We start from the raw sequence: 24,553 nt of genomic DNA, 5'->3' as shown, positions 1-24,553 counted from the left end.
GAAAATGGTAAGAGTATTACATATATTCCATAATATGGGAAATGGTGGGATAGAGAATTTTGTAATGAATTATTATCGTGCGATTGATAGAGACAAGATACAGTTTGACTTTTTAACTTCTGTAGAAGAAGAAGGGTATTTTGACGAAGAAATCAAAAAAATGGGTGGACATATTTATCATGCATATCCTAAAAAGAAAAATCCAATAAAAAACTATTTTAGTATAGCAAAAGTCGTTCGAGATAAAGGATACAAGATTGTTCACAGACATACAGGAAGTGCAATTTCTAATATAGATTTATTAGCTGCAAAGCATGGAGGAGCAGAAATCCTAATATCGCACTCACACGCTACTCAGGCAGGGAAAAAGTGGTTGCATTATTTGGCTAGAATTATTTTTCGTGTAAAAACAGAGGAATTTGCATGTTCTAAAGAAGCGGGACGATGGCTTTTTGGGGAAAATGATGCAGAGAATGGGAAAGTACAAATTATAAAAAATGCAATTAATGCTGAAAAATATAGCTATAATTCTGAATTGCGCAAAAAAGTTCGAGAAGATCATAAAATTCAGGATAAATTTATCGTAGGTCATGTCGGAAATTTTAATGAAGCCAAGAATCATGAGTTTCTTATTGATGTTTTTTATGAAATTCAAAAAGAGAATGACAATGCTGTGTTATGGTTAATTGGAAATGGAAAATTCCGACAAAATATAGAAGAAAAAGTAGAAAACTTAGACATAAAAAATAAGGTAATCTTTGAAGGAGAAAGAGAGAATGTAAATGAGTTTATGCAAGGATTTGACATACTGATTTTTCCTTCAGTATATGAAGCATTTCCAATTGTACTAATAGAAGCTCAATGTGCAGGATTAAAGTGTTATGTTTCAAAGGAAGCAATTCCCCCAGAGATAGATATTACTGGAAATTTGGACTTTGTCTCTTTAGAGAAGGACGCATTATTCTGGGGAAATATAATTATTGAAGATATAAAGAAGAAAATGAATCGGAATGATGGCTATCTATGTATAAAAAATGCGGGTTTTGATATTAGGGATGCGGCAAAGGATTTGGAACGGAGGTATTTGACTTATGCAGGGCAAAAGTAAGGTTTCTATATTGATGGGAATCTACAATTGTGCAGATACTTTAAGTGATGCAATTGATTCCATTATTAAGCAAACTTATGCGAATTGGGAACTTATATTATGTGATGATGGTTCACAAGATGATACATATAAAGTTGCAGCGAAATATAAAGAAAAATATCCTGATAAAATCATTTTATTAAAAAACAAAAAAAATATTAGATTGGCAGCAACATTGAATCATTGTGCCAAGCATGCAACAGGAAAATATATTGCTCGTATGGATGGTGATGATTTATCTTTGCCTGATCGTTTTGAAAAGCAGGTGGATTTTTTGGACAGACATCCGGAATATGCTCTGATTGGAACTTATATGAAGGCGTTTGATGAAAAGGGAGAGAAAAATATAATTCCGATTAAAGAAATTCCAGTTAAAACAGATTTGCCAAAATTCAATCCATTCCATCATGCGACAATTATGATGAAGCGAGAAGTTTTTGAAGCATTAGAAGGATATCGTGTGTCTAAACTTACGACTAGAGCAGAGGATGTAGACCTTTGGTTTCGCTTTTTTGCAAATGGATACAAAGGATATAATATTGCAGAGCCATTATATTTAGTTAGAGAAGATGTGGCAACCTTTAATCGGCGAACATTCAAACATTCATTGGAAGCATCGAGAGTATTGGTGAATGGGATTAAGTTGCTAAAACTACCGCTCCAATACTATGTTTTTGCGATAAAGCCTATTGTATCACAGATAACACCCATTTGGTTAAAGAGAAAATTTAGAAAAAATATGGATAATAGAAATAGAAAAGGAGATTAGCATGATTCCTAAAGTAATTCATTATTGCTGGTTCGGCAGAGGGAAGATGCCAGATTTGGCAAAGAAGTGTATAGAAAGCTGGAAAAAATACTGTCCGGATTATGAGATTATAGAATGGAATGAAGATAACTTTGATATTAATTGTTGTGACTATGTAAGAGAGGCATATGAGAGTAAGCGTTTTGCTTTTGTGACGGATTATGTTCGTTTATATGCTATGTATAAACAAGGTGGAATCTATATGGATACAGATGTAGAGGTAACGAAAAACTTAGATAAGTTTCTTGTACATCAAGGATTTTCAGGTTTTGAATCAGATACTCAGATTCCGACAGGAATTATGGCAGCAGAAAAAGGTTTTCCACTATTTAAAGAGTTACTTTCCTACTATGATGGACGTCATTTTGTAGATAAGGATGGTAATCAAGACACAACTACAAATACAGTAACAATAACAAGAATGCTTTCTGAAAGAGGTTTTGTGCCGAATGGAAAATATCAGGTTTTGGATGGGTTTGCATTATATCCAAGGGATGTATTTTGCCCATTAGATGATGCAACAGGCATTATGTATGACTCTAAGGATACGGCAACGATTCATTGGTTTAATAAATCTTGGGTGCCACAGAAATTAAGAATAAGAAGTAAAATAACCAGAGTGTTTCATCGATGGTTTGGAGTAGATTGCTTTGCTTTTTTAAAGAAGTAAGAGGGGAAATATATGAAAAAAGTTATGTTGGTGTTTGGCACGAGACCAGAAGCGATTAAGATGTGCCCATTAGTGAATGAACTGAAAACGAGAGAGAGTATAGAAACAATAGTTTGTGTTACGGGACAGCATAGACAAATGCTAGATCAGGTCTTAGAGGTATTTGATGTAGTTCCAGACTATGATTTGTCAATTATGAAAGAAAAGCAAACTTTGTTTGATATTACTGCGAATATTTTGAATAATATTAGAAAGGTATTAGAAGAGGTAAGACCAGACGTTGTGTTGGTGCATGGGGACACATCTACAACTTTTGTAACGGCATTGGCATGTTTCTATTTGCAAATTCCAGTTGGACATGTTGAAGCTGGACTTCGGACATATAATATTTATTCACCATATCCAGAAGAGTTTAATAGACAAGCGGTAGGAATTATTAGCAATTATAATTTTGCACCTACAGAAAAAGCAAAAGAAAATTTAATTAAAGAAGGTAAGAAGAAAGAATCTATATATGTAACGGGAAATACTGCAATAGATGCATTAAAAACTACAGTAAAAAAGGAATATAATCATCCGGAATTAGAATGGGCAAGAGGGAGCCGTTTGATCTTAATTACAGCTCATCGAAGAGAAAACTTAGGGGAGCCAATGAAAGCTATGTTTAAAGCAATACTTCGTGTTTTAAAAGAACATCCGGATGTAAAAGCGATTTATCCAATACACATGAACCCGGTTGTAAGAGAAATCGCAGATAGTATTTTGGGGAAGGAAGAAAGAATTCATATTATTGAACCATTAGAGGTAATTGATTTCCATAATTTCTTGAATCAAAGCTATATGATTTTGACAGATTCAGGAGGAATACAAGAAGAAGCACCATCTCTTGGGAAGCCAGTTTTGGTTATGCGTGATACAACAGAACGACCAGAAGGTATTGAAGCTGGAACATTAGAACTGGTTGGCACAGAAGAAGAAAATATTTATCGAAACTTTAAGAAGCTTCTTGAGGATGAAGAAGAATATAAAAAAATGAGCAATGCGAGCAATCCATATGGAGACGGATTTGCATGCAAAAGGATTGCAGATATATTAGTTGGGAATTAATAATATGGACAAAGTGCAGAGAGAAATATTTTTTAGTATTATAATACCAATTTATAATATGGAAAAATATTTAGAAGAGTGTATTAGTAGTATAAAATGTCAAAAAATTGACGATTATGAAATTGTTTTGGTGGATGATGGTTCCAGAGATAGTTCATTTCAAATTGCAGAGAAATTAAGTGAGCAATATGTAAATGTTAAATGCTTTAAAAAAGAAAACGGAGGAGTTGCTTCTGCCAGAAATTATGGGATTGAAAAGGCAAAAGGGAAATATTTAATTTTTTTAGATGCAGATGACAAAATGGTAGGAGGGGCATTGGAAAATGCTTATAAAGCAATTGCAGACTCTAACTTCAAAGAGTATGATTTGATTGTTTGTAACGCATATAAGGAATTTTGCAAAAATATAGAGCAGGAAAATGTACTATTTTCGGAGAATATTTTAAAAGAGGAATTATCTACAAAAGAGACAAAGATTTTATGTCAAAATTTAAGTTCAATGTGTATCGGAATTTATAAAAGAAGCTTCTTGCAAGATAATAACTTAAGAATAAACGAGACAATAACCTGTGCTGAAGATACAGATTTCTTTTTTCGAAGTTTGGTGGCTAGTAATAGCATAAAAATTATAAGATGCACACTATTTTCTTATAGATATAATAGGGAGAGTGTTTCTAACAATTTAACGTATAAAAATGTGAAGGATGTCTTGAAGGTTTGTTCTGAAAGAATGAATTTACTTCTTAAGAATCCGATTGAGGATATAGATAATGATAAAGCATTGAATTTTTTTGGAACAAAATTTATTCATTTTGGAATAAAAGCTTCGGGGATGTGTAAAGAGGAGAAGAAAGAGCTGATACTCTTTATGAAACAAAATCGAAACTTATTAAAATATGTAAAGGCAAAACCAGATAAAATATATGCGATGTTAGTAGATATAGTAGGGGAAAGGATTGCTGTTTGGATATTTTATTGTTTGGTGAAAATCAGGAATAGTATACAGCACTAGAAAGAGAGAAAGTATGACTTTTTTAAGAAATTTGTTATATCGTTTGCGAGGAGAAGTTTCTACAGACAGTTTGATAAAACTAGGACTTAAGGTAGGAAAGAATTTTAGAAGAAATGAGCATTGTATTATAGACCAATCACATTGTTGGTTGATTGAAATTGGAGATGATGTTACTCTGGCTCCACGAGTACATATTCTTGCACATGATGCCAGTATGTGGAAAAAATGTGGATATACGAAAATAGCGCCAGTACACATTGGAAACAATGTTTTTATTGGAGCTGGAAGCATAATCATGCCAGGAATAACAATTGGAAACAATTCGATAATAGGTGCAGGGAGCATTGTAACTCATGACGTTGAAGAAGGTAGCGTAGTTGCTGGAAATCCAGCACGAAAATTAAAAGATTATCACGATTTTATTAACGAAAATGAAGAGTATATTAAGAGGAAACCTTGTTATGGAGAGGAATATACATTGAGAAATCCTTCTTTTTCAGAAGTCCAGAAACAGGAACAGAAGGAGACTGTTGAAAAAAATAATTTTGGATATGTAAGGTAGAGATAGTATGAGACCAAAAGTAAGTATCATTGTACCGGTATATAAAACGAAAGAAACATTAGCAAAGTGTGTAAATTCTCTTTTGGGACAGACACTTCGGGAAATAGAGGTAATCTTAGTTGATGATGGTTCGCCGGATGAATCGGGTGAGATGTGTGATTCTTTTTGCAAAGACTCTCGAGTGCATGTTATACATAAAGAAAATGGTGGACTTTCTAGTGCGCGCAATGTAGGGTTAAAAATAGCAGCTGGAGAATATATTGGATTTGTGGATTCGGATGATTATGTTCATCCAGAAATGTTTTATAAACTTTATAACAGGATTGAAAATGATAAATCGGATATTTGTATTTGCTCACACTTTACAGTAGATGTTGACAGAAATATTGCAGAACATCATTTTCAAGATATACCAGGAGTAATGAATCCTTCGGAGATTTTAAAAATGCTTATTTTACCTATGATAGGAGTTGTACCGGGGACAACGGAACAAAGTGTAGAAGGGTTTGTTTGGAGAAACTTATATAGTAAAAGACTTATTTCGAATTACGAATTTAAATCTGAACGAGAATTTTTTGCAGAAGATGTAGTTTCTGCTATGGAATTATATAAAGAGTGTAAACAGATATCTGTTTTAGATGAATGTTTATATTATTATAAGTATAATGGTGAATCATTAAGCAATACATATCGTCCACAAGTTTATAAGTTATTAAATAATCTTCTTGAATGGGAAAAAGGGTATTTGAAAAAAGAACAGTTATTTGAGCAAGAAAAACAACGTTTGTTTTCTACAGGAGTAAAGTTTTTGATTTTTTCAATTCAAAATATAAAAAAGGGAAATCTGGATAGAAATATAGAACAAGAAGAAGTTAGAAATGTTTTAGAACAAAGTATGATTCGGGAAAGTATTCGCAATATCAATATTTTTAAATATGGATGGAAAATGAAAATTTTAGTTCTGTTATCTAGGTGTTTTTGTATTAAATTGTTGCTAAGACTGTTATGATGGAGAAAACAAGATTAAAATGATTAGTAAAATATTTATATTAAGGTGGAGAAAATGAAAAAGATAGGTCAACTTACATTTCATGGATCACATAATTATGGGTCAGTATTACAAGCATATGCGCTTTCAAAGAAATTGCAAATTATGGGACATGAAACAGAATTTATTAATTTGCGTCCAGAAAGCCAAAAATCCATGTATAAGATTATTAGAGAAAGTGATGTGGGAATTCATAAATTATTCCACTACTTAATTTTTCCGGCATTAAAAAAGCGTTATAATCATTTTGAACGTTTTATAAATGAAGTGTTACCAGTTACTAAGAAAGAATATGCGTCAACAGAAGAGTTAAAGAGCGAACTTTTTGACTATGATGTATATATTTGTGGTGGGGATCAAATTTGGAATCCAACGTGTCAAGATTTTGAAACAGCATATTATCTTCAGTTTTTAGATGCGACTAATAGTGCGAAGAAAATATCTTATTCGCCAAGTCTTGGGAAGACAGAGTTTGATGAGGATGTGTTATGCAAAATAGAAAAATGGGTGCAGAGTTTTGATGTTATTTCTGTTCGAGAACCAAGAGGAGCAGATATAATACAGAAATTGACTGATAAGACAGTATATACAGTATGTGATCCCGTGCTCTTATTAGATAAAAAAGAATGGGGAAAATTAGCAGTTAAACCAAGGCATAAAAAGCCGTATATTTTAGTGTATTTCTTGGAAAATAATCATGGTAGTAAAGAATTGACAGAATATCTTCGCAAAGTCACCGGATATGATGTGATTATATTCAATGAATATATTCGTGATTTTATTAAACCGTATCATAAAGCATACTCGGCTAGTCCAGAAGAATTTGTGGGATTATTTATGAATGCGAGTTTGGTGTACACAAATTCTTTTCACGGGACTGTGTTTTCAACTATTTTTGAGAGACCATTTATTTCAGCTATTGCAATAGACCAAGAGAATACTGTTAATAATAACGATAGTCGTAAAATTGATTATTTAAAGAAAATAGGGCTAGATAGTAGATTATATACAACTGGAAAACCAGATAAAAAATTTTTACTTCAAATCGATTATTCAGAGGCACGAAAAGAAATAGCAGATTTTAGAAAAGAATCCTTAAATTATTTAATGAATGCGTTGCAATAATTTACAGAAGGGGAAGATGTGGATGCCGACATTTAGTATTATTGTACCAGTTTATAAAACGGAAAAATATTTAGAAAAATGTATTGATAGTATTTTAAAACAGACATATGAAGATTTTGAATTGATTTTGGTTGATGATGGATCACCGGACAAGTGTCCTTTTATTTGTGATGAATATAAGAAAAAGGATTCTAGAATAAAAGTGTTGCATAAAAAAAACGGAGGGGTATCTTCAGCACGAAATCAAGGATTGTGTATGGCAATGGGAAAGTATATTTGGTTTGTAGATAGTGATGATTATATAGAACCAGATGCACTTCAGGAATTGAGTGATTTCCAACAAGAAATAGGAGCAGGTTTATGTGTGTTTAATGCTAAATCAGATGAAATAGATAGATTAGATGATATTAATAAATTTTTTGATCAATATTATTTTACATATGAACTAGGATTTGAACCATGGAATAAAATTTATAGGCGTGAAATTATTCAAAAATACAATTTAGAGTTTGATGTTCAAGAAACAATAGGTGAAGATTTGCTATTTAATATTCAATATTATAAAGCAATATTTAATACGCTTCCAGTGACAATAGTACTAAAAAAAGAGACGTATTATCAGTATGTTGATCGAGAAGGATCTGCAATGAATACGGCTTTAAAAACAAGAATTTACCAGCAATTAAGGTTGTTTGACAAAATAGAAGATAACCTAAGCGGGAAATTAAAAGAAGAAAATATCGCATACTTATTTTTTATACACTTAATTTCGGGCATTGGACAATCAAAGCAAAGTGGTTTGAGTTGTTTTGAATTTTCGCAAATAGATTTTGAGAAATATAGAAACTGGATTAATAAATTTAAATTAATTCAAAATAAATTTTGGGCAAATGAAAATGCTAGCCAATTTGGAAAAATAAGAATTCAATTATTTGTATGGCTTATGAAAAGAAAAAAATTTATGTTAGCAGGGAAGTTGATGGGATTAATAAACTGTTAACATTATATAGCGATAAAAATAATATTGGCATTTTTTTACATTGAAGCATAGCGAATTAATTTTGCCATTATAAACATATTAGAGTATAGTCAAGTAAATAGATTTAGATATAAAATTTTTCTGAAAAAAGACATTGAGTTCGATTCGAGTAGAGAGGTTTTCGCTAAGTGATAAAATAAATGTAGTATTACAAATAGGTAAATAAAATGGGGTGTTTAAAAGAAAAAATGAATAGACGAAGAAGTTTTTTAAATATTGTAGTAGGAATCATAAGCCAAATTATTTCGATTGCGTTGGGGATTATTATTCCGAGACTGTTTTTGATGAGTTTTGGATCAGAAATGAATGGGTTTTTAAATTCGATAGGACAAATATTTGCATACTTTACATTATTGGAAGCTGGAATGTATGGGGCAACACTACAAGCTTTGTATGCTCCAATAGCCAATTCGGATAAAAAAGAAATTTCAAGCATAATGGCTGCAACAAATCGTTATTATAAAAAAACAGGGCGATTATATTTAATTGCAGTTTTGGGATTAGCAGTTGTATATCCATTAGTGATTTCCTCAAATATTTCAGTATGGGTTATGACTGTGATTATTTTATTTAATGGGTTTCCAGGGGTTATTAGCTATTATTTTCAAGGGAAATTCATTATTTTATTACAGGCGGAAGGTAAAAACTATATAAATACAGCACTATCTTCTATTGCCTCTACTTTAATTAGTATATCAAAAATTATTATGCTTTTCTTAGGATGTAGCATTGTTAAAATACAATTTACATATTTACTAATCAATATATTTAAAATAATTATTATAGGAATCTATATTTCTAAAAACTATAAATGGGTTAATCTAAAAGAAGAACCTAATTATAAAGCAATTGAACAAAAAAATGCAGTTTTTGTTAATCAAATTTGTGACATGGTTTTTAGAAATACAGATACTATAATCTTAACAATTTTCTCTAGTTTAAAAGTTGTTAGTGTCTATACAATGTATACATTGCTGTATTCGATGATTAGAACTGCACTAGATTATGTGGCGCAAGGATTTTCTTTTGTAATGGGGCAAACATTTAATCGAGATAGGGATAGATATATACAACTCCATGATTTGTATGAAAACTATAGAATGGCATTAGTGTTTGCACTGTATAATATTGCATTAATTTTTATCATTCCTTTTATGGAACTATATACATCTGGAATTAAAGATATCAATTATTTAGATTATAAGGTGGCAGTCTTATTTTCAGTATTTTATGTTATGACAGGTGCTAGAGCATGTTGTGCCGATTTAATCAATTATGCACAGCATTTTCGTAAAACACAAACCCGATGTATAATAGAAGCTGCTATTAATTTGACAGTTTCGATAATAGCAGTAATTTTTTGGGGGATTTATGGAGTCCTTATAGGAACAATAGTTGCACTAATTTATAGAATGAATGATATGTTTATATATGCAAATGTGCGAATTTTACATAGAAGTCCTTGGATTTCCTATAAGAGATTTATTTCTAACTCTATTATATTTACTATAATTACAGTAATTAGTAAATGGATTCCTTGGCATTTAGATTCTTATTTTTCAATTATAGGCTATGCATGTGTGTCGGGAATTATTATCTTAGGTGTCTATTTTACTATTGCTTCCATTGTAGATTACCGTTCCTTTAAAGTTCTAAAAGAATATATTCAGCCATTAATAGGAAAGTTAGTTAAAAGAGATTGATAAGAGATGGGAAAGGATTATAATCATGAAAGACACCTTTAGGACTGGCTGTTCAGTGCCAGTCCGAAGGGAGCTACAGCTAGCGCTATTGTGTATACAATGGTTGAGATGGCAAAAGCGAATGACCTGAACACATACAAATATCTGACTTACCTTTTATCACAGCGACCAGATGCTAACATGTCAGATGAACAGCTGGAACAGCTTGCCCCATGGAGCGAGACTGCGAAAGCGAACTGCCAAAACTAAAGTAGAGTAAAACGCTTGCATCTATCATTTTGGTGCAAGCGTAATTTATAGGCAGCGTAGCAATATTTTGCGCTTACGATATGTTCATTGGAATGGGATCTAATGGAAGTAAAGATGTTATGTCTTGGATAACAGTGCCTTTAGATGATGATTATGACGAAACGGTATTTGAAGGGGTATTTGTTTTAGATCAGTCAATGTATAGGGCGGAAAGTACAGGAACTATTAGTACTTTGGTTAATAATGAGGAAGTCTTTACAACTGGGGAAATTGATAGCAATACATTAGAGGCTTTTCCAGTTAACTTTAATTTTTGGGATGCCGATTCATTTATTATTTTAACAGAAGCACATTTAGCAGGAAGTGATTTTTCATACGGCTTTATAACAGAAAAATAATTGAGAAAACATTACACGATTGGGACACTAGATTGTTGTTGACTCTATAAAATATCAAAATACTGATTTACTTGATTGCGTCTAAATTGGCTTGTATACTGGTATCTACATATAAAAAGACCATATATCAGATTACTCATTTATCTTCAAGGATGATTTATACTATAAAGTACATAGATTCATTATAAGGGTGATAGTGAGAAAACGATTTTCTTTTTGCTGGAATTGTAATTTCCACAAAACGGATTGGTGATTTTTATACACTGGACAGATGATGAATTTCGCCCCAGATTATTCAATAATCAGGGAATACCCCAATTTATCTCAGGATATAAAGATCGATGGAAGGAAATTTGAATTTAAAGCATTGGAAAAATTTATGCCGAAAGTGTAATAAAAAACTATTTCTAATTGTATATCAAGTTGAAATCTGCTATGATAATCTCATAGAATTCCTCTGTCAAATGGAGGAGTATCATGAGAAGAAAACATCGTTTAAAGGAACTTACGATCAAAGATAATTTTATGTTTGGTGCAGTGATGATGGATGAAAATAACTGCAAGGGACTTTTAGAAAGAGTGCTGGAGATACCGATCGATCGAGTGGAAGTCAGCCGGGAGAAGAGTATCGTATATCATCCGGAATACAAAGGTGTCCGATTGGATGTTTATGCGAAAGATGAGTGCCAAAGTCATTATAATGTAGAGATGCAGATGAAAAGAAAGGCAGCGCTCGGGAAGCGAAGTCGTTACTATCAGAGTCAGATGGATATGGAACTATTACTATCAGGAGAAGATTATTCAGAACTTCCAGATACCTATGTCATTTTCATCTGCGATTTTGATCCATTTGAAGAAGAAAAATACCGGTATACCTTTAAGATGAATTGCAAAGAGTCCGGGAAGACGAATCTGGAAGATGGAAGGACTATCGTATTTTTGAACACACATGGAAAGAATGAAAGTGAAGTTCCAAAAGAACTGGTAACATTTCTAAAGTATGTAAAGGCAGACCTTGCAGGAAGTGAGGAAGCATTTGATGATTCCTACGTGGAACAGCTGCAGGATTTTATCCGCAAGATCAAGGGAAGCCGGGAAATGGAGGAGCGCTTTATGATTTTTGAAGAGATGCTGAAAGAAGAGCGTGCAGAAGGATTTGCAAAAGGACGTGAGGAAGGACTTCAAGAAGGGCGAAGTACTTTGAAAGAAACTCTGCTCTTGTTTTTGCAAAAGTTTGGAGACGTTCCGGATGAGGTTTTGGAGCAGATTCAGGCCCAGCAGGATATGGAAGTGTTGAAGAATTGGATGCAGACAGCCTTTCAGTCAAAGACGTTGGAAGAGTTTGTACAGAAGATGTAAGAAAAATCTATTTCTGATCGATGATCAGATCTAAATCTTCGGGGGTTTCACTGTTCTTGTGAAATCTCCGAGATAGAAAACAAGTCGATGCCGTTTCAGGCAAGTATTCAAGAATAGACAGGGGAATTCTATATTCAAATGGTGAAGGAAAATGCCTTCTAAAGAAAGAGGTAGTTATTTCCGGTTTGGGAGAGGAGAAATATCAACGATGGAATTGATATATTTATATGTAAGGAAATATGGAACGATATTTCAGAATCAAGAATTTAATTTTTCTTCCAATTTTAGAGCTTCATTTAAAGAAAGAAAATTGAAGATTGAAGAAAATAGAGATTCTATAAAAAATTATTATGGAGATAATGTAAGCAGTGTAACACTATTTCTTGGAGAGAATGGAATGGGAAAAACTACACTGTTAGATATATTAGGGATGCGAAGAAGGGATAGAATTAGAGATACTCTTACAAAAAAAGAAGGAATTAAATATTCATATTTTATGGTATATCATTTATATGATGTGCATTTTGCATTTGAGTTTGTAGATGAAAGTTTCCTTATAGGAGAAGAAAGAATTTCTAATATAGATATGCAAGGGAAAAAGGAAAAAGATGCAATATATAAATTGCCTATGGGAACAATTTTTGAATTAGTAGATGGACAATTTATATATTCTGATAATGTGATTTCTGTTTGGCAAAAAAATAATAAAATCTCCAACAATTTAGAATATGCCTATATTACTTCGGATAAATATAATTATAGAATTAACAATGAATATGTAAAACAGTATGATGACGATTATATGTTTGAAAGAAGATATTATTTAGATGAGAAGAGCTATGAAAGCTTGTATAAATATTTTGTGAAACTTAAGGAAATCAATAGTGAATTATTTGATGAAAAGGTTATTTATATTGAAAATAATATTAAAGTAGAACTTGATCAATATCGTAGAAGTGAAAAGGTGGAAAAATATTTAAAAGATAGAAAGAAAGAATTAGATAGGTTATTTCATCTAGAAAAAAGAATTGTAACACGAATAAAAAAGAAAAATAGAGAGGTTAAGCAGAAAGATATAAGGGGTGCGAAAGAAAAATTTTTGTGGAAATTTTGTGCGGAATCAATAGAATACTATTTTTTAGAACAATTTATAGGTTGGTCTGGAGGAGGCCGGAGAAAATATAAGATTGATGTTAAAGATTTCATACCTAATGAGGAGGAAATTGAACAACTTTATGGGAAAGGCGAAAAAAATGCAAATTGGGGAAGGCAGAGAGTTGAAAAATTTCAAGTGGAGTATGGCGCATTATTACTACAAATAGAAAAAAGCAGAGATTCAAATGGAACAATAGATTTGAAAAAAGTATTGGAATATGTTTTAAATAGAGTTGAAATTGCAGCACAAGGGTTAGTAAACATTGTAGATAAAAATGCGGTTTTAAAACTTATAGAATTATTCGAAAATTTACCAGAGAATTATTTCATGGATGAAAATACTATTAAAATACAATGCGACTTTGAGGAACTTGAGGAGGATGTGATTGAATTAACAAAGCTATATGATAATTGTTATAAGACAAGAACTGATGAAAATGGAAGTAATAGTATTTACAGAATCATAAAGATTGAGTTGGCAAAAATGTCTGAAGGACAAAGTGCATTTTTGGATGTGATTTCAAAGTCTACAAATGCTGTGAATGCTATTAAATCAGGAGAAAGCATTGTATTGCTAATCGATGAACCTGATAAAACACTACATCCAGAGTTGGCGCGAAAATTTTTAGATATATTATTAGGTAGTTTGAGCGGCTGTAAAGATAAAAAGATACAAATCGTACTTACAAGTCATTCGCCATTTATTGTCACAGACATTCTTCCTGAAAATGTATATGCTATACAAATAGAAAATGGTATCAGGAAAATATGCAGTAATAAAGAGACATATGCAACAAATATATATTATTTATTAATGGACTCTTTTATGATGAAAAATACATTTGGCGAAAATTCATATAAAAATATGAGAAGAATTATAGAACGTTTAAAGAGTAAAGAAAAAATAGAGGATACCGAATTAGAAAGAATTAAGAAAATAATTGATAGGATTGGAGAGCAAACTGTAAAACAGAAATTATTACAGTTATATGAACAGCATCAGAATAATGATAAAGCTAAGATAATTAAATTGATTAAAGATGAAACAGATGAAGAAAAATTAAGAAAGATAAAGGGAATATTAGAGGGAAATGATCAGGATAGAGCTTTCTGAAATACAAAAAGAGAAAATTGAAACAATATACTGGGAATGGATAAAAAGGGTTCATTTAAAAAAGTTTATATCTGTGCTTAAACAAGATGACATGTTAAGAACACTGGTTATGAAGGGAAGAGAAAATAGAGACAATCGGGAATTAGCAGATGCAATAAAAGAATTTCTTTTATTGGATTGTAATAAACTAGAAGAAATGAAAAAGTATATAGAAGAATTACGAATTCAAAATAAAAATATAGGAGAAGATACAAAAAAATATTTGTTGGAAAGATACAAAAATTACAGAAATTCTCAGGCAGCGAAAATAATTCAAATACTAGGAATTTCAGTTTGTCCATATTGCAATCAAAATTATATAAATGTTGTATATGATAAGAAAGGGAAGGTTCGTTTTTGGGGGGATTTGGATCATTTCTATGATAAAAGTACATACCCTGAATTAGCAGTGTGTTTATATAATATGATTCCTGTTTGCAAAACGTGCAATCAACTAAAGTCCTCTCAAAAAAAGAGTATTGTAAATCCGTACAATAGTCAACGTAAAAGTCGAATAAAATTTGGAACAGATTTTGATAATAAATTTGATTTGGATTATTTACAAGGGAAATCTAAAAATTTCAATATAGTAATAAATAAAAAAGTACTTACTTTAGAAGATAAAGAGGAAATAGAAGTATTTGATTTAGATAATAGATATCAACAATTAAAACAAAATGTACAGGAAATCATTATTAAGTCAAAGGCTTATGATGAAAGATATCAAAAAAATTTAAAAGAGCAGTTTCAATTTAATGATGAAGAATTAGAGTCATATATTTTTGGATATACTGAAAATCATTTAAATAGGGCATTATCAAAATTTAATCTAGATATAATGAATGAATTTAGAAATAAAGGGAATTGTAAAGAGGTTGGTAGATCAATTTCGAAGATGAAGGAGTGATTACAGGCAAAGCTGGACAAGCATGTTTTAGATTGGTGAAGCAAAAGTCAAAATACAGTCCATGTAGAAACAGTGTTAGAGGCATATAGGGAGAGTGTTAAGGCTTTTTGATTGCGGAACAGCACAGAATCTGCTATGATAATCTCATAGAATTCCTCTGTCAAATGGAGGAGTATCATGAGAAGAAAACATCGTTTAAAGGAACTTACGATCAAAGATAAGAAGGGAAATACCGGTATACCTTTAAGATGACATGCAAAGAGTCCGTGCAGACGAATCTGGAAGATGGAAGGACTATCGTATTTTTAAACACACATGGAAAGAATGAAAGTGAAGTTCCAAAAGAACTGGTAACATTTCTAAAGTATGTAAAGGCAGACCTTGCAGGAAGTGAGGAAGCATTTGATGATTCCTACGTGGAACAGCTGCAGAATTTTATCCGCAAGATCAAGGGAAGCCGGGAAATGGAGGAGCGCTTTATGATTTTTGAAGAGATGTTAAAAGAAGAGCGTGAAGAGGGACGTGAAGAAGGACGAAGTGTTTTGAAAGAGACCCTGCTTTTGTGTTTGCAAAGTTTCGGAGACATTCCGGATGAGGTTTTGGAGCAGATTCAGGCCCAGCAGAATATGGAAGTGTTGAAGAATTGGATGCAGACTGCCTTTCAGTCAAAGACGTTGGAAGAGTTTGTATAGAAGATGTAAGAAAAATCTATTTCTGATCGATGATCAGATCTAAATCTTCGGAGGTTTCACTGTTCTTGTGAAATCTCCGAGATAGGAAACAAGTCGATGCCGTTTCAGGCAAGTATTCAAGAATAGACAGAGGAATTCTAGAATAATAGATAATGTGGAAGAGAAAGTTTTGGGGAAATTGTACAATTACTTTATATGGAAACTTCCATATTTTTTGTAGCAGCCTTCCGGTAGATGTGGTATGATAAGTTTATATCTTACATAGGAAGGAGGGGTATGTTTCCAATTTGGATTCATACAAAAGAAGAAGTGAAACGTTTATTAATTTTAGGTGCCGGTGGTTTTGGCCATATGATCCAGGAAACAGCAAGATTGTTGGGGTACGAAGAGGTTGTGTTTTTAGATGATGCCGTAAAGGGAGCGGATGTAATTGGAAAGTGCTGTGACTATAAGGCATTTTTAAATGAGTACGATACGGCAGTGGCAGCTCTGGGAGACAGCGGAATGCGGCTATACTGGACAGAGAAACTGATGGAAGCGGGCTATCAAGTTCCGGCGATCATTCATCCGTCAGCGGTTGTTAGTCCTAGTGCGGTGATCGGCAATGGAAGTTTTATTATGCAGAGTGCGATTGTCAATACCAATACAGTTGTGGAACATGGTGTGCTTGTCAACAGTGGGGTGGTTGTAGATCATGATTCTCATGTTGGATGTGGAGCACATATCGGACTGGGCAGTGTCGTAAAGGCGAACTGCGTAATCCCTTCCAGAAAGAAGGTTGAAGAGGGAGAAGTGATCTTCTCTACGAGAAGAAAGATTGACGGTGTGACAAGCAGAAATCTGGAGGATGCACTGTATGCGTTTGGGTTCGGTCTTCAGTGCAGCTATGTGAAGCCATTTGGAGAGGGACATATTAACGAGACGTATGCGGTCTATATGCCGACGGAGGAGGGCGATGAATTTGCCTATATTCTTCAGCGGGTGAATAATAATGTCTTCAAGGATCCGGCAGGTGTGATGGAGAACATCTTTGGAGTGACAGAATATCTAAGAAATATCATTCGAGAGGAAGGGGGAGATCCGGACAGAGAGACACTTTCCTGCATTAAGACAAAGAATGGATGTACCTATTTCGAGGACAATGAGGGACAGCCATGGAGATGTTATAATTATATTTCGAATTCGGTATGTTATCAGCTTGTAGAGGATCCGGAGCAGTTCTATCAGTCTGGAAATAGTTTTGGACACTTCTTAAAACAGCTTGGAAATTATCCGGCATCCAGCTTAAAGGAGACAATCCCAGATTTCCACAATACGGTGAAACGGTTTGAAAATTTGGAGAAAGCTTTGAAGCGAGATATCAAAAACAGGGCGATCACTTGCAGACCGGAGATTGCATTTGCTCTTGATAGAAAGCAAGATTGTAAGGTATTAGTAGAACAGCAGGAGAATGGAACGCTACCGCTTCGAGTGACACACAATGATACGAAGCTGAACAATATTTTGTTTGATGCAGAGACCGGAAAGGGACTTTGTATCATTGATCTGGATACGATCATGCCAGGGCTTGCTGCAAACGATTTCGGAGATTCCATCCGGTTTGGTGCGGCGACAGCGGAGGAAGATGAGCGCGATTTGGATAAAATGCATTTTGATATCTCTCTATATGAGCTGTATGTGAAAGGATATTTGGAGGCGACAAAAGATGTGTTGACACCGGAGGAAGTCGAGAGTCTTCCATGGGGAGCGCGTCTGATGACGTTTGAGTGTGGAATTCGGTTCCTGACAGATTATCTGGAAGGAGACACTTACTTTAAGACGGCTTATCCAGAGCACAACCTTGTCCGTGCGCGGACGCAGTTCCGTCTGGTGGATGAGATGGAGCAGCAATTTGCAAAGATGCAGGAGATTGTAAGAAAGTACGCATAAGAAAAGAAAGCCGGGGTGGAAGAAGCTCCGGCTATTTGATTGGAAAGAGAAACGACAGATCGGAGGTGGACGATGAAGAAATTTGGAAAGATAGTTGTATTTAGTTTCTTTGTGCTGACAGGAATTCTTTTGGTCAGTCTTATCTTATCGCAAAAATGTCTCATTGTTCGGCAGTATACTTACCGGAATCCAAAGATTGCGGCTCCAATTAGAGCTGTGCAGCTTACAGATCTTCACAATTATCAGTACGGCAGGGATAATCAAAGGCTGATTGCTAAGATTCAGAAGCAGAAGCCAGATGTAATCTTTATGACGGGGGATATGCTCAATGAGGATGAAGACCGCACGGATATTCTTCTGCATCTGGTTCGGGAAGCGTGCGCGATTGCGCCGGTGTATTTTTCGCTGGGAAATCATGAGGTGGGTTATGAGAAAACTTATGGTGAAGGCGATCTGACGGAACAGCTTGAAGCTGCCGGGGCAGTTGTGCTAGAGAAAGAATATGTGGATACCAAGATTGCCGGACAGGAAGTAAGGATTGGGGGAGCCTACGGATATTTACTGCCGGAAGACTGGAAAGATGGATCAGAGCAACGATTTCTGGAAGCGTTTGTGCAGACAGATCGGCTGAAGATTTTGCTGAGTCATGTACCAGAAGGCTTACTGTTGTGGAAGAGCATGGAATACTGGGATGTAGATCTAGTCTTCAGCGGACATGTGCATGGTGGTCAGGTAAGAGTTCCGTTTGTAGGAGGACTGTTTGATCCGGAGGAAGGATTTTTCCCAACGTATACGAGAGGAATGTTTTCCTGCGGAAATGGAACGATGATCTTGTCGGCGGGTCTTGGCAGTTCCAGAGGGATTCCGCGAGTTAATAATCTTCCTGAGATCGTTGTGTGTGACATCGTAAGATAAATCAAAAAGAAAGAGAGAAGCAGATGAGAAGAGAAAAAGAACAGAGGGCACTCTTTCAGTTGATCAAGAGTGTTTTGCTGGAAGAACCAATAACGATAGAGGTCGAAGGACTTGACTGGAAGTATTTGCAGCAGTTGTGCAAGTATCAGAAGATTGACAATCTAGTATCCTATGGAATTTTACCACTGCAGGAACAGGAGAAAATCCCTGCGGATGTGGTCTGTGCAATGCAAAAGGCGCAGCAGAAAGGGATTGCGAGAGAGGCTACCCAGTATTTTTCTTTGCAGGAGATCCAACAGAAGTTTGAGGAAGAACAAATCGAGCATCTCCCATTAAAGGGAGCTCAGTTGAAAAAGGAATACCCTTCTCCTGATATGCGTTTTCTCACAGACCTTGATATTCTGTGTCAGAAAGAGCAGCAGGGCAAGATTCAGGAGATTATGGAGTCGCTTGGATATACTTTGGAACATGGAGGAGGGCATCACGATGTCTATGTGCGGAATCCTTTTATGACGGTTGAGATTCATTGGGACTGCTCAACGGAGAATCGGGAGCTAGACGTACTTTTGGAGGATATCTGGAGCAAATGTATCCGAAAGGAAGGTTTTGCGTTTGCGTATCAGATGCCTTGGGAAGAGTATTATGTATATATGATCGGTCATATGGCAAAGCACTTGAAGTACGGAGGAATTGGAATCCGGATGCTGTTGGATCTTTTTGTGTTTGCACAGAAGAAAAAAGACAGTTGCGACTGGAAAAAGGTCGAAGCATATCTGGAGCGAGGGAGACTTTTGAAGTTTTCCGAAACGATGCAGCGCTTTTTACAGCAATGTATGGAGGAAGACGAATCGTTTTTTGAGGGAAATATTCTTTTGGAACATATCATTGGCAGTGGGGCATACGGCACGATGGAAAATCATATGGGAGCGAGACTCTTAAAAGAGGGCGGGGAGAAAAAGCAAATCCGAAGGACACGCATACGGTTGGTGCTGACAATGCTTTTCCCGCCTTTGGAGGCAATGAAAGAACTTTCTCCGGCAGTGAGACGGCATGCATTTTTATTGCCGGCAGCATGGATCTGGCGTTTGGTCACGAAGACCATTTTTGCAAATAGAAAAGGGCGGGAGGCCTTAAAGAGCGCTGCGGTGACCGAACAGGTAGACCAGATGGATCGCGTATGCAGGGCGGCAGGACTTTACGAGTAAAAACATCTGTGAAAAAGAGCGAAAAATAAGAAAAATAGGAAGAAAAAATGGTGAAAAACACGGATGAAAAATAGTTGCAGAGATGTAAAAAGATAATGTATAATTTACCGGAAACTAAAATAAAAAGGAGCGTAAAAATAATGAAAGAAAGATATGAGGCATTAGAACTGAACATTGTAAAGATTCCGGTGGAAGATACGATTATGATGAGTGGGATTGATAATAATGGAGATGTAGGTGACTGGGGAGAGGAAGATCTGGGCTTTTAGGACAGCGATTCAGAGGTAGTATATGAAAAAGAAAACGATTATAATTATAATCGCAATTGTTTTCCTCTGTGCCATCACATGGCTGTTATCTGATTCTTTTTCCGGAAGGAGTTCGGATCAGGCAGGTGATGATTCTAGAAAAGCTACAGCGAACGGGCAGGCAGAGGATCTGGATACCGATTCCGAAGAGAAGAAAGAATTGGGAGCAAGCGATGAGCATGCAGGGAACTCTTCATTAGAGAAGCCAGAGGAAAGAAGTACAGAAGATTCATCAACAGATACCGAGATGGATATGGGAACGGAACAACCGTCAGAGAACCTTGATAATGAGGTGACAATTCCAGATGACTGGGAAGAATAAAGACTAGAAGGAGAAAAGGAATGCTAAAAAGACTAAATAAGATATGCAAAGTATTGTTATTAGCCTTAACATTCGTATTGGGCAGCACAGGGTTCGCGTTGGCGGCAGAGAATGAAATACATATTTCTACAGAATCTATGGAGATTCGATCAGAAGGAAAGACAGGACTTCGGACGATTTCGGCAATCGATAAGGCCTACCTGGAGCAGCTGAAAGCAGAAGGGAAAGAGGTCACTTACGGAACGGTGGCAGTACCTGCGAGTGCGTTGGAGGCAGCCGGAGGAGAACTTCAGATTGACGGAAGCTATGCGTTAAAAGGGAAAGCTTACAAAGCTCTTGAGATTCCGGCAGAGAAGAATTGGAAGACAACAGAGGAGAAGGTTTACTATACCGGAGTTCTTACCGGGATCAGTGGAGCAGGGTTTAACACCAGATATGCAGTCAGATCTTATATGAAAGTAGACGGACAGGTGTTCTATGGGAATACACTGGTGCAGTCTGCTTATGTGACGGCACAGGAGATGCTGAAGTCTTCGGAAGTGTCGACAGACCAGAAGAAATGGCTCGCCAAAAACGTGCTGGATGCGTGTGACACCGCGAAGAAGGTGACACAGGATACACTGACAATTACGTCGGAGCAAGTAAAGGGCGGTATTTACACAGTGAATGCGACTGAGAAAGTGCGAAATTATAACAAGGTCGTTGTGGACAGCTCTGTACAAGGTGGAGAGATTGTATTGAATCAGCTTCGTGTAAAAAATTTGGAAGTGGCAGCAGATGCGGACTGTACTGTGACAGCAAATGACACAGTATTTGATCAGATTGGGAAAAGTGCTGCCGGTGCAGGCAGGGCAGCGGGGAATTTCACCCTGAATCTTGGAGCGGGATCCAGTGTTGCGAAACTTGTGGCGGGAAGTAATATGACGGTCAATGGAGCATTGAAAATTGCAGAAGTGGAAGTTGCAGAAGTGGTACAGGGATTTACAGTGAATGTACCTGCGGAGGAATTGCTCGTGTCTGAGGCTGCAGGTGGATCTATGATCACTGTCAATGGAACCGTGGAGAATGCTATTTTAAATGGAGACAATTCTACGATTGGCGGAAGCGGAAAACTTGATAAAGTGCAGGACAATGGAAACAATCAAGTAGAAGTGGAAGTTGGGGAAGAGATCTTGACTAACAGCATTGTATCTGTGGAAGTACGTGGAATGAGTCGGATGATCGTTACTTTGGAGAAAGCGACAACACAACCGCTCGCAGTAGAAGATATGAGAATTATCTGCCATGGCGGGAAGGAAATGACACTTTTAAGTGCAAAGACGGAAGACAATCGCGTGTATGAAGTTTCTACTTCGGTGTTTGCAAAAGACGATACCTACACATTCTCGATGGAGATTGCACCGGGCAAGATCATTTCCAAATATTTCAGTTACAAAGTAGACTGCCCGACTGTCAGCGATGCAACGGTACTGAGAAGTGAGGCGACAAGAGCAGAATTTGATTTGTTTGATGTGGATGAGGGAGGATATGTATATGTATACCTTCCGGGGCATACACAGGTCAGCCGTGCGGCAGAGGAAATTCCTTCTGTGGATACGGTGAAGAAGGGATACCGGAAAGAGATGAAGACGGGATTCAATAAGGTGCTGATCAGTGGACTGGAGGAAGGAATCTCCTACCAGTTGTATTATGTGATGGAAGCTCACGATGGAAGAACATCGGATGTTCTGGGGCCGATCACCGTCAGTGGAAATGTGCAGGAAGATCCGAACATTTCATCCGAATATCAGATCGTATCTGTCGGAGAGAAACCGAAAAACACAATTACCGTAGAGTTAAATAAAGCTCCGGCAGAAGAGTTGACACTGGACAATTTCTCCTTTATCTGTCCGACCGGTTCACCGATCACAACAGATAAAGCACAGCTTTTTGTCAGCGAAGACAGAAAAGTCTATACGATTGTGATTCCGGAAAATTATGGACATAAAGATAATCAGTATATTGCAAAGGTGACATTTTCTGATGGAACCGTTGCAAAGAAATCTTTTGTAGTGGAATACAATCCGCCGCGGATTACAGAGCAGAAAGTAGAGCGGATCTCGGAGACTTCTTTCCGATATAGTTTTGTATCGGATGAGAGTGGAACACTTTACTACGGAACATATAACTTTAACGGCTCCTATAACTGGGAGAACAATACACCGACCGGAGATCAACTGGTAGGTGGCGAGATTGCTTCGTCGCAGATTCAGATGCACAGTGGATATAACCAGGTGGAGATCTCCTATAATGGAACCGATAAGGACTATTTTGCGCTTCCTGTAGATGTTTACGGCAACTATGCGGGCTATACAGAACATGATAAGATTCCGGCATATGTGCCGCAAGTTCCGGAAGAACCAAAACTTGCAATTGAATCGATTTTTTATAATAAAGAAGAGTCGGATTATGGAACCTGTCTTGATGTTACGTTTACAACAGCAATCGATGACTTTCCGAATCAGGCACTGATTAAGTTTACAGTGATCCAAGGGACATCTGTAGGGAAAGTGTTGTTGGAGACAAGCTTTTTAGATGAAAGCCATACAAAACTTCGCATGCGTACACTGAATGGAGCATTTGGTCCGGGAACTTATAAAGTCAGCATGTATGTATCGAAAGATGGACAGCTGCAAAAAGTAGAAAAAGAATTTATCATTGACTGATCACAGGAGGATCTGGGAGCAATACTTCCAGGTCCTTTTTCGGAAAGGAGAAGAGGAATGCGATATCAGATTGCGGATTGCATTGTAGAGTATGAGCCGATCTATGAGTTTCTGAAAAAGAAGATGGAGTCATACCGCTTTGATGGGGATGCGAAGACGCAGATCACACTGACGATGACAGAGGAACTCTGTATACAGAAACAGGCAGAGCAGCCTCATCTGACATTGGAAGAGTGTGAATATATTTTTGTGGGATTGGAATTTTACCGCAAGCTTCTTTTGCAGGGCGGGATGATGATCCATGCATCTGCGGTGGAAGTGGATGGCAGAGTTTATCTGTTTTCTGCGGACAGTGGAACAGGAAAATCTACACATACAAAACAGTGGCAGAAATATTTTGGAACCGAGCGGGCATTGATCATCAATGACGATAAGCCGGCAGTCAGAAAAGAGGCGGATGGCTGGGTCGTCTACGGGACACCGTTTAGCGGGAAGACCGATGAGCAGTTGAACCGCAAGGGAAAACTGCAGGGAATCTGTATGCTGGGGCGTGGGAAAACAAACGAGATCCGGCGTATGGAGCCCCAGGAGGCGGTACTGCTTTTGATGCGGCAGACACTTGTTCCGCGCAGGCAGGAGATGGCAGAGAGGCTGTTAGAGATGCTGGATGAACTTTTTAAAGAAGTCCCGGTCTATCAGATGCGGTGTACGATTTCAGAAGATGCCGCAAAGATGGCATATGAAAGTATGAGAGGAGAAGGAATATGAGAATTAAAAATGGATTTTTTATGCGGGAAGTGGCAGGAAAATATGTTGTAGTCCCGGTTGGAGCACAGACAAATGAGTTCAAAGGAATGATTCAGATGAACCAGACGGGGGCTTTTCTCTGGAAAGCGCTTGAGAGGGATCTGACAGAAGAAGCGCTGACAGAGAGGATGCTGGATCAATATGAGATGACAGAGGAACAGGCGAAAAACGATGTACATACATTTGTCACCAGACTCTTAGAGGCTGGCATTCTAGAAGTGTAGGCGG

General features: G+C 36.3%; 23 protein-coding genes and 1 pseudogene. All 24 read left to right on the top strand.

Going from position 1 to position 24,553, the window contains the following annotated elements; genetic code table 11:
- Window positions 1-4: 4 nt before the first annotated feature.
- The 24 genes and pseudogenes from ACESPO_RS01930 to ACESPO_RS01815 all read left to right on the top strand — a co-directional run bounded on the left by ACESPO_RS01930 (window position 5) and on the right by ACESPO_RS01815 (window position 24,549).
- On the top strand, window positions 5-1,108 hold the full coding sequence (locus ACESPO_RS01930; protein ID WP_165852516.1) for a glycosyltransferase family 1 protein: 1,104 nt from the start codon (window positions 5-7) through the stop codon (window positions 1,106-1,108).
- Entirely contained in the window at window positions 1,092-1,916 is an 825-nt protein-coding gene (locus tag ACESPO_RS01925) for a glycosyltransferase (protein WP_120092212.1), read from the top strand. Before ACESPO_RS01930 ends, ACESPO_RS01925 begins: the two co-directional genes overlap by 17 nt.
- Window position 1,917: 1 nt before the next feature.
- On the top strand, window positions 1,918-2,625 hold the full coding sequence (locus ACESPO_RS01920) for a glycosyltransferase family 32 protein (RefSeq protein ID WP_120092209.1): 708 nt from the start codon (window positions 1,918-1,920) through the stop codon (window positions 2,623-2,625).
- 12 nt (window positions 2,626-2,637) lie between these two features.
- The gene (gene wecB / locus ACESPO_RS01915) at window positions 2,638-3,732 is read left to right on the top strand and encodes a non-hydrolyzing UDP-N-acetylglucosamine 2-epimerase (RefSeq protein ID WP_120092207.1); all 1,095 of its coding nucleotides are present in this window, start codon (window positions 2,638-2,640) and stop codon (window positions 3,730-3,732) included.
- A 4-nt stretch (window positions 3,733-3,736) separates the two neighbouring features.
- A complete protein-coding gene (locus ACESPO_RS01910; protein ID WP_120092204.1) occupies window positions 3,737-4,744 on the top strand; it encodes a glycosyltransferase family 2 protein in 1,008 nt (335 codons plus the stop codon).
- 13 nt (window positions 4,745-4,757) lie between these two features.
- Window positions 4,758-5,306, top strand: a complete 549-nt coding sequence (locus ACESPO_RS01905) for an acyltransferase (RefSeq protein WP_120092201.1) — start codon at window positions 4,758-4,760, stop codon at window positions 5,304-5,306.
- Window positions 5,307-5,313: 7 nt separating this feature from the next.
- Window positions 5,314-6,315 (top strand): glycosyltransferase, encoded by a 1,002-nt coding sequence (locus ACESPO_RS01900; RefSeq protein WP_120092199.1) that lies wholly within the window; start codon window positions 5,314-5,316, stop codon window positions 6,313-6,315.
- Window positions 6,316-6,369: 54 nt separating this feature from the next.
- A complete protein-coding gene (locus ACESPO_RS01895) occupies window positions 6,370-7,479 on the top strand; it encodes a polysaccharide pyruvyl transferase family protein (RefSeq protein WP_120092196.1) in 1,110 nt (369 codons plus the stop codon).
- Between the two features lie 22 nt (window positions 7,480-7,501).
- Window positions 7,502-8,479, top strand: a complete 978-nt coding sequence (locus tag ACESPO_RS01890; RefSeq protein ID WP_278887540.1) for a glycosyltransferase family 2 protein — start codon at window positions 7,502-7,504, stop codon at window positions 8,477-8,479.
- A gap of 206 nt (window positions 8,480-8,685) precedes the next feature.
- Window positions 8,686-10,221, top strand: coding sequence for a polysaccharide biosynthesis protein (locus ACESPO_RS01885; protein ID WP_120092191.1), 1,536 nt, complete (start codon window positions 8,686-8,688; stop codon window positions 10,219-10,221).
- A gap of 42 nt (window positions 10,222-10,263) precedes the next feature.
- Window positions 10,264-10,470 (top strand): annotated as a pseudogene (locus ACESPO_RS01880) (transposase domain-containing protein); the annotation flags it as partial.
- 119 nt (window positions 10,471-10,589) lie between these two features.
- Window positions 10,590-10,868: a hypothetical protein gene (locus ACESPO_RS01875; RefSeq protein WP_120092189.1), complete on the top strand. Its 279-nt coding sequence runs from the start codon at window positions 10,590-10,592 to the stop codon at window positions 10,866-10,868.
- 477 nt (window positions 10,869-11,345) lie between these two features.
- Window positions 11,346-12,227 carry an Rpn family recombination-promoting nuclease/putative transposase gene (locus tag ACESPO_RS01870; protein WP_120092186.1) on the top strand — a complete coding sequence of 294 codons (882 nt, stop codon included), beginning with the start codon at window positions 11,346-11,348 and terminating at the stop codon, window positions 12,225-12,227.
- A gap of 208 nt (window positions 12,228-12,435) precedes the next feature.
- Entirely contained in the window at window positions 12,436-14,496 is a 2,061-nt protein-coding gene (locus tag ACESPO_RS01865; RefSeq protein ID WP_499788376.1) for an AAA family ATPase, read from the top strand.
- On the top strand, window positions 14,474-15,442 hold the full coding sequence (locus ACESPO_RS01860) for a hypothetical protein (protein ID WP_120091578.1): 969 nt from the start codon (window positions 14,474-14,476) through the stop codon (window positions 15,440-15,442). Before ACESPO_RS01865 ends, ACESPO_RS01860 begins: the two co-directional genes overlap by 23 nt.
- Before the next feature lie 248 nt (window positions 15,443-15,690).
- Window positions 15,691-16,134: a hypothetical protein gene (locus ACESPO_RS01855; protein WP_499788375.1), complete on the top strand. Its 444-nt coding sequence runs from the start codon at window positions 15,691-15,693 to the stop codon at window positions 16,132-16,134.
- Between the two features lie 276 nt (window positions 16,135-16,410).
- Entirely contained in the window at window positions 16,411-18,063 is a 1,653-nt protein-coding gene (locus ACESPO_RS01850; protein ID WP_499788374.1) for a phosphotransferase, read from the top strand.
- A gap of 72 nt (window positions 18,064-18,135) precedes the next feature.
- Complete coding sequence (locus ACESPO_RS01845) at window positions 18,136-18,978, top strand: metallophosphoesterase (protein WP_499788373.1); 843 nt, start codon at window positions 18,136-18,138, stop codon at window positions 18,976-18,978.
- Between the two features lie 23 nt (window positions 18,979-19,001).
- Window positions 19,002-20,183 carry a nucleotidyltransferase domain-containing protein gene (locus ACESPO_RS01840; protein ID WP_117500694.1) on the top strand — a complete coding sequence of 394 codons (1,182 nt, stop codon included), beginning with the start codon at window positions 19,002-19,004 and terminating at the stop codon, window positions 20,181-20,183.
- Window positions 20,184-20,323: 140 nt separating this feature from the next.
- Window positions 20,324-20,452, top strand: a complete 129-nt coding sequence (locus ACESPO_RS01835; protein ID WP_278320673.1) for a hypothetical protein — start codon at window positions 20,324-20,326, stop codon at window positions 20,450-20,452.
- Between the two features lie 22 nt (window positions 20,453-20,474).
- Complete coding sequence (locus ACESPO_RS01830) at window positions 20,475-20,813, top strand: hypothetical protein (protein WP_499788372.1); 339 nt, start codon at window positions 20,475-20,477, stop codon at window positions 20,811-20,813.
- A 20-nt stretch (window positions 20,814-20,833) separates the two neighbouring features.
- The gene (locus tag ACESPO_RS01825; protein WP_499788371.1) at window positions 20,834-23,518 is read left to right on the top strand and encodes a hypothetical protein; all 2,685 of its coding nucleotides are present in this window, start codon (window positions 20,834-20,836) and stop codon (window positions 23,516-23,518) included.
- A 57-nt stretch (window positions 23,519-23,575) separates the two neighbouring features.
- Window positions 23,576-24,286, top strand: a complete 711-nt coding sequence (locus ACESPO_RS01820; protein WP_120091587.1) for a hypothetical protein — start codon at window positions 23,576-23,578, stop codon at window positions 24,284-24,286.
- Window positions 24,283-24,549, top strand: a complete 267-nt coding sequence (locus tag ACESPO_RS01815; RefSeq protein ID WP_008975847.1) for a PqqD family protein — start codon at window positions 24,283-24,285, stop codon at window positions 24,547-24,549. Before ACESPO_RS01820 ends, ACESPO_RS01815 begins: the two co-directional genes overlap by 4 nt.
- The last annotated feature ends 4 nt before the right edge of the window (window positions 24,550-24,553 follow it).

Origin of the sequence: Coprococcus sp. HPP0074 (genome assembly GCF_964238105.1) — a bacterium.
In the GTDB taxonomy this organism is placed as follows: Bacteria; Bacillota; Clostridia; order Lachnospirales; family Lachnospiraceae; genus Faecalimonas; species Faecalimonas umbilicata.
The sequence above is the reverse complement of the archived record's forward strand: the minus strand, read 5'-3'. Positions and strand labels throughout refer to the sequence as shown.

Coding starts and splice junctions, on each gene's coding strand:
- ACESPO_RS01930 (WP_165852516.1), top strand. CDS start 5: ATGGTAAGAGTATTACATATATTCCATAATATGGGAAATGGTGGGATA.
- ACESPO_RS01925 (WP_120092212.1), top strand. CDS start 1,092: ATGCAGGGCAAAAGTAAGGTTTCTATATTGATGGGAATCTACAATTGT.
- ACESPO_RS01920 (WP_120092209.1), top strand. CDS start 1,918: ATGATTCCTAAAGTAATTCATTATTGCTGGTTCGGCAGAGGGAAGATG.
- wecB (WP_120092207.1), top strand. CDS start 2,638: ATGAAAAAAGTTATGTTGGTGTTTGGCACGAGACCAGAAGCGATTAAG.
- ACESPO_RS01910 (WP_120092204.1), top strand. CDS start 3,737: ATGGACAAAGTGCAGAGAGAAATATTTTTTAGTATTATAATACCAATT.
- ACESPO_RS01905 (WP_120092201.1), top strand. CDS start 4,758: ATGACTTTTTTAAGAAATTTGTTATATCGTTTGCGAGGAGAAGTTTCT.
- ACESPO_RS01900 (WP_120092199.1), top strand. CDS start 5,314: ATGAGACCAAAAGTAAGTATCATTGTACCGGTATATAAAACGAAAGAA.
- ACESPO_RS01895 (WP_120092196.1), top strand. CDS start 6,370: ATGAAAAAGATAGGTCAACTTACATTTCATGGATCACATAATTATGGG.
- ACESPO_RS01890 (WP_278887540.1), top strand. CDS start 7,502: ATGCCGACATTTAGTATTATTGTACCAGTTTATAAAACGGAAAAATAT.
- ACESPO_RS01885 (WP_120092191.1), top strand. CDS start 8,686: ATGGGGTGTTTAAAAGAAAAAATGAATAGACGAAGAAGTTTTTTAAAT.
- ACESPO_RS01875 (WP_120092189.1), top strand. CDS start 10,590: ATGTCTTGGATAACAGTGCCTTTAGATGATGATTATGACGAAACGGTA.
- ACESPO_RS01870 (WP_120092186.1), top strand. CDS start 11,346: ATGAGAAGAAAACATCGTTTAAAGGAACTTACGATCAAAGATAATTTT.
- ACESPO_RS01865 (WP_499788376.1), top strand. CDS start 12,436: ATGGAATTGATATATTTATATGTAAGGAAATATGGAACGATATTTCAG.
- ACESPO_RS01860 (WP_120091578.1), top strand. CDS start 14,474: ATGATCAGGATAGAGCTTTCTGAAATACAAAAAGAGAAAATTGAAACA.
- ACESPO_RS01855 (WP_499788375.1), top strand. CDS start 15,691: ATGACATGCAAAGAGTCCGTGCAGACGAATCTGGAAGATGGAAGGACT.
- ACESPO_RS01850 (WP_499788374.1), top strand. CDS start 16,411: ATGTTTCCAATTTGGATTCATACAAAAGAAGAAGTGAAACGTTTATTA.
- ACESPO_RS01845 (WP_499788373.1), top strand. CDS start 18,136: ATGAAGAAATTTGGAAAGATAGTTGTATTTAGTTTCTTTGTGCTGACA.
- ACESPO_RS01840 (WP_117500694.1), top strand. CDS start 19,002: ATGAGAAGAGAAAAAGAACAGAGGGCACTCTTTCAGTTGATCAAGAGT.
- ACESPO_RS01835 (WP_278320673.1), top strand. CDS start 20,324: ATGAAAGAAAGATATGAGGCATTAGAACTGAACATTGTAAAGATTCCG.
- ACESPO_RS01830 (WP_499788372.1), top strand. CDS start 20,475: ATGAAAAAGAAAACGATTATAATTATAATCGCAATTGTTTTCCTCTGT.
- ACESPO_RS01825 (WP_499788371.1), top strand. CDS start 20,834: ATGCTAAAAAGACTAAATAAGATATGCAAAGTATTGTTATTAGCCTTA.
- ACESPO_RS01820 (WP_120091587.1), top strand. CDS start 23,576: ATGCGATATCAGATTGCGGATTGCATTGTAGAGTATGAGCCGATCTAT.
- ACESPO_RS01815 (WP_008975847.1), top strand. CDS start 24,283: ATGAGAATTAAAAATGGATTTTTTATGCGGGAAGTGGCAGGAAAATAT.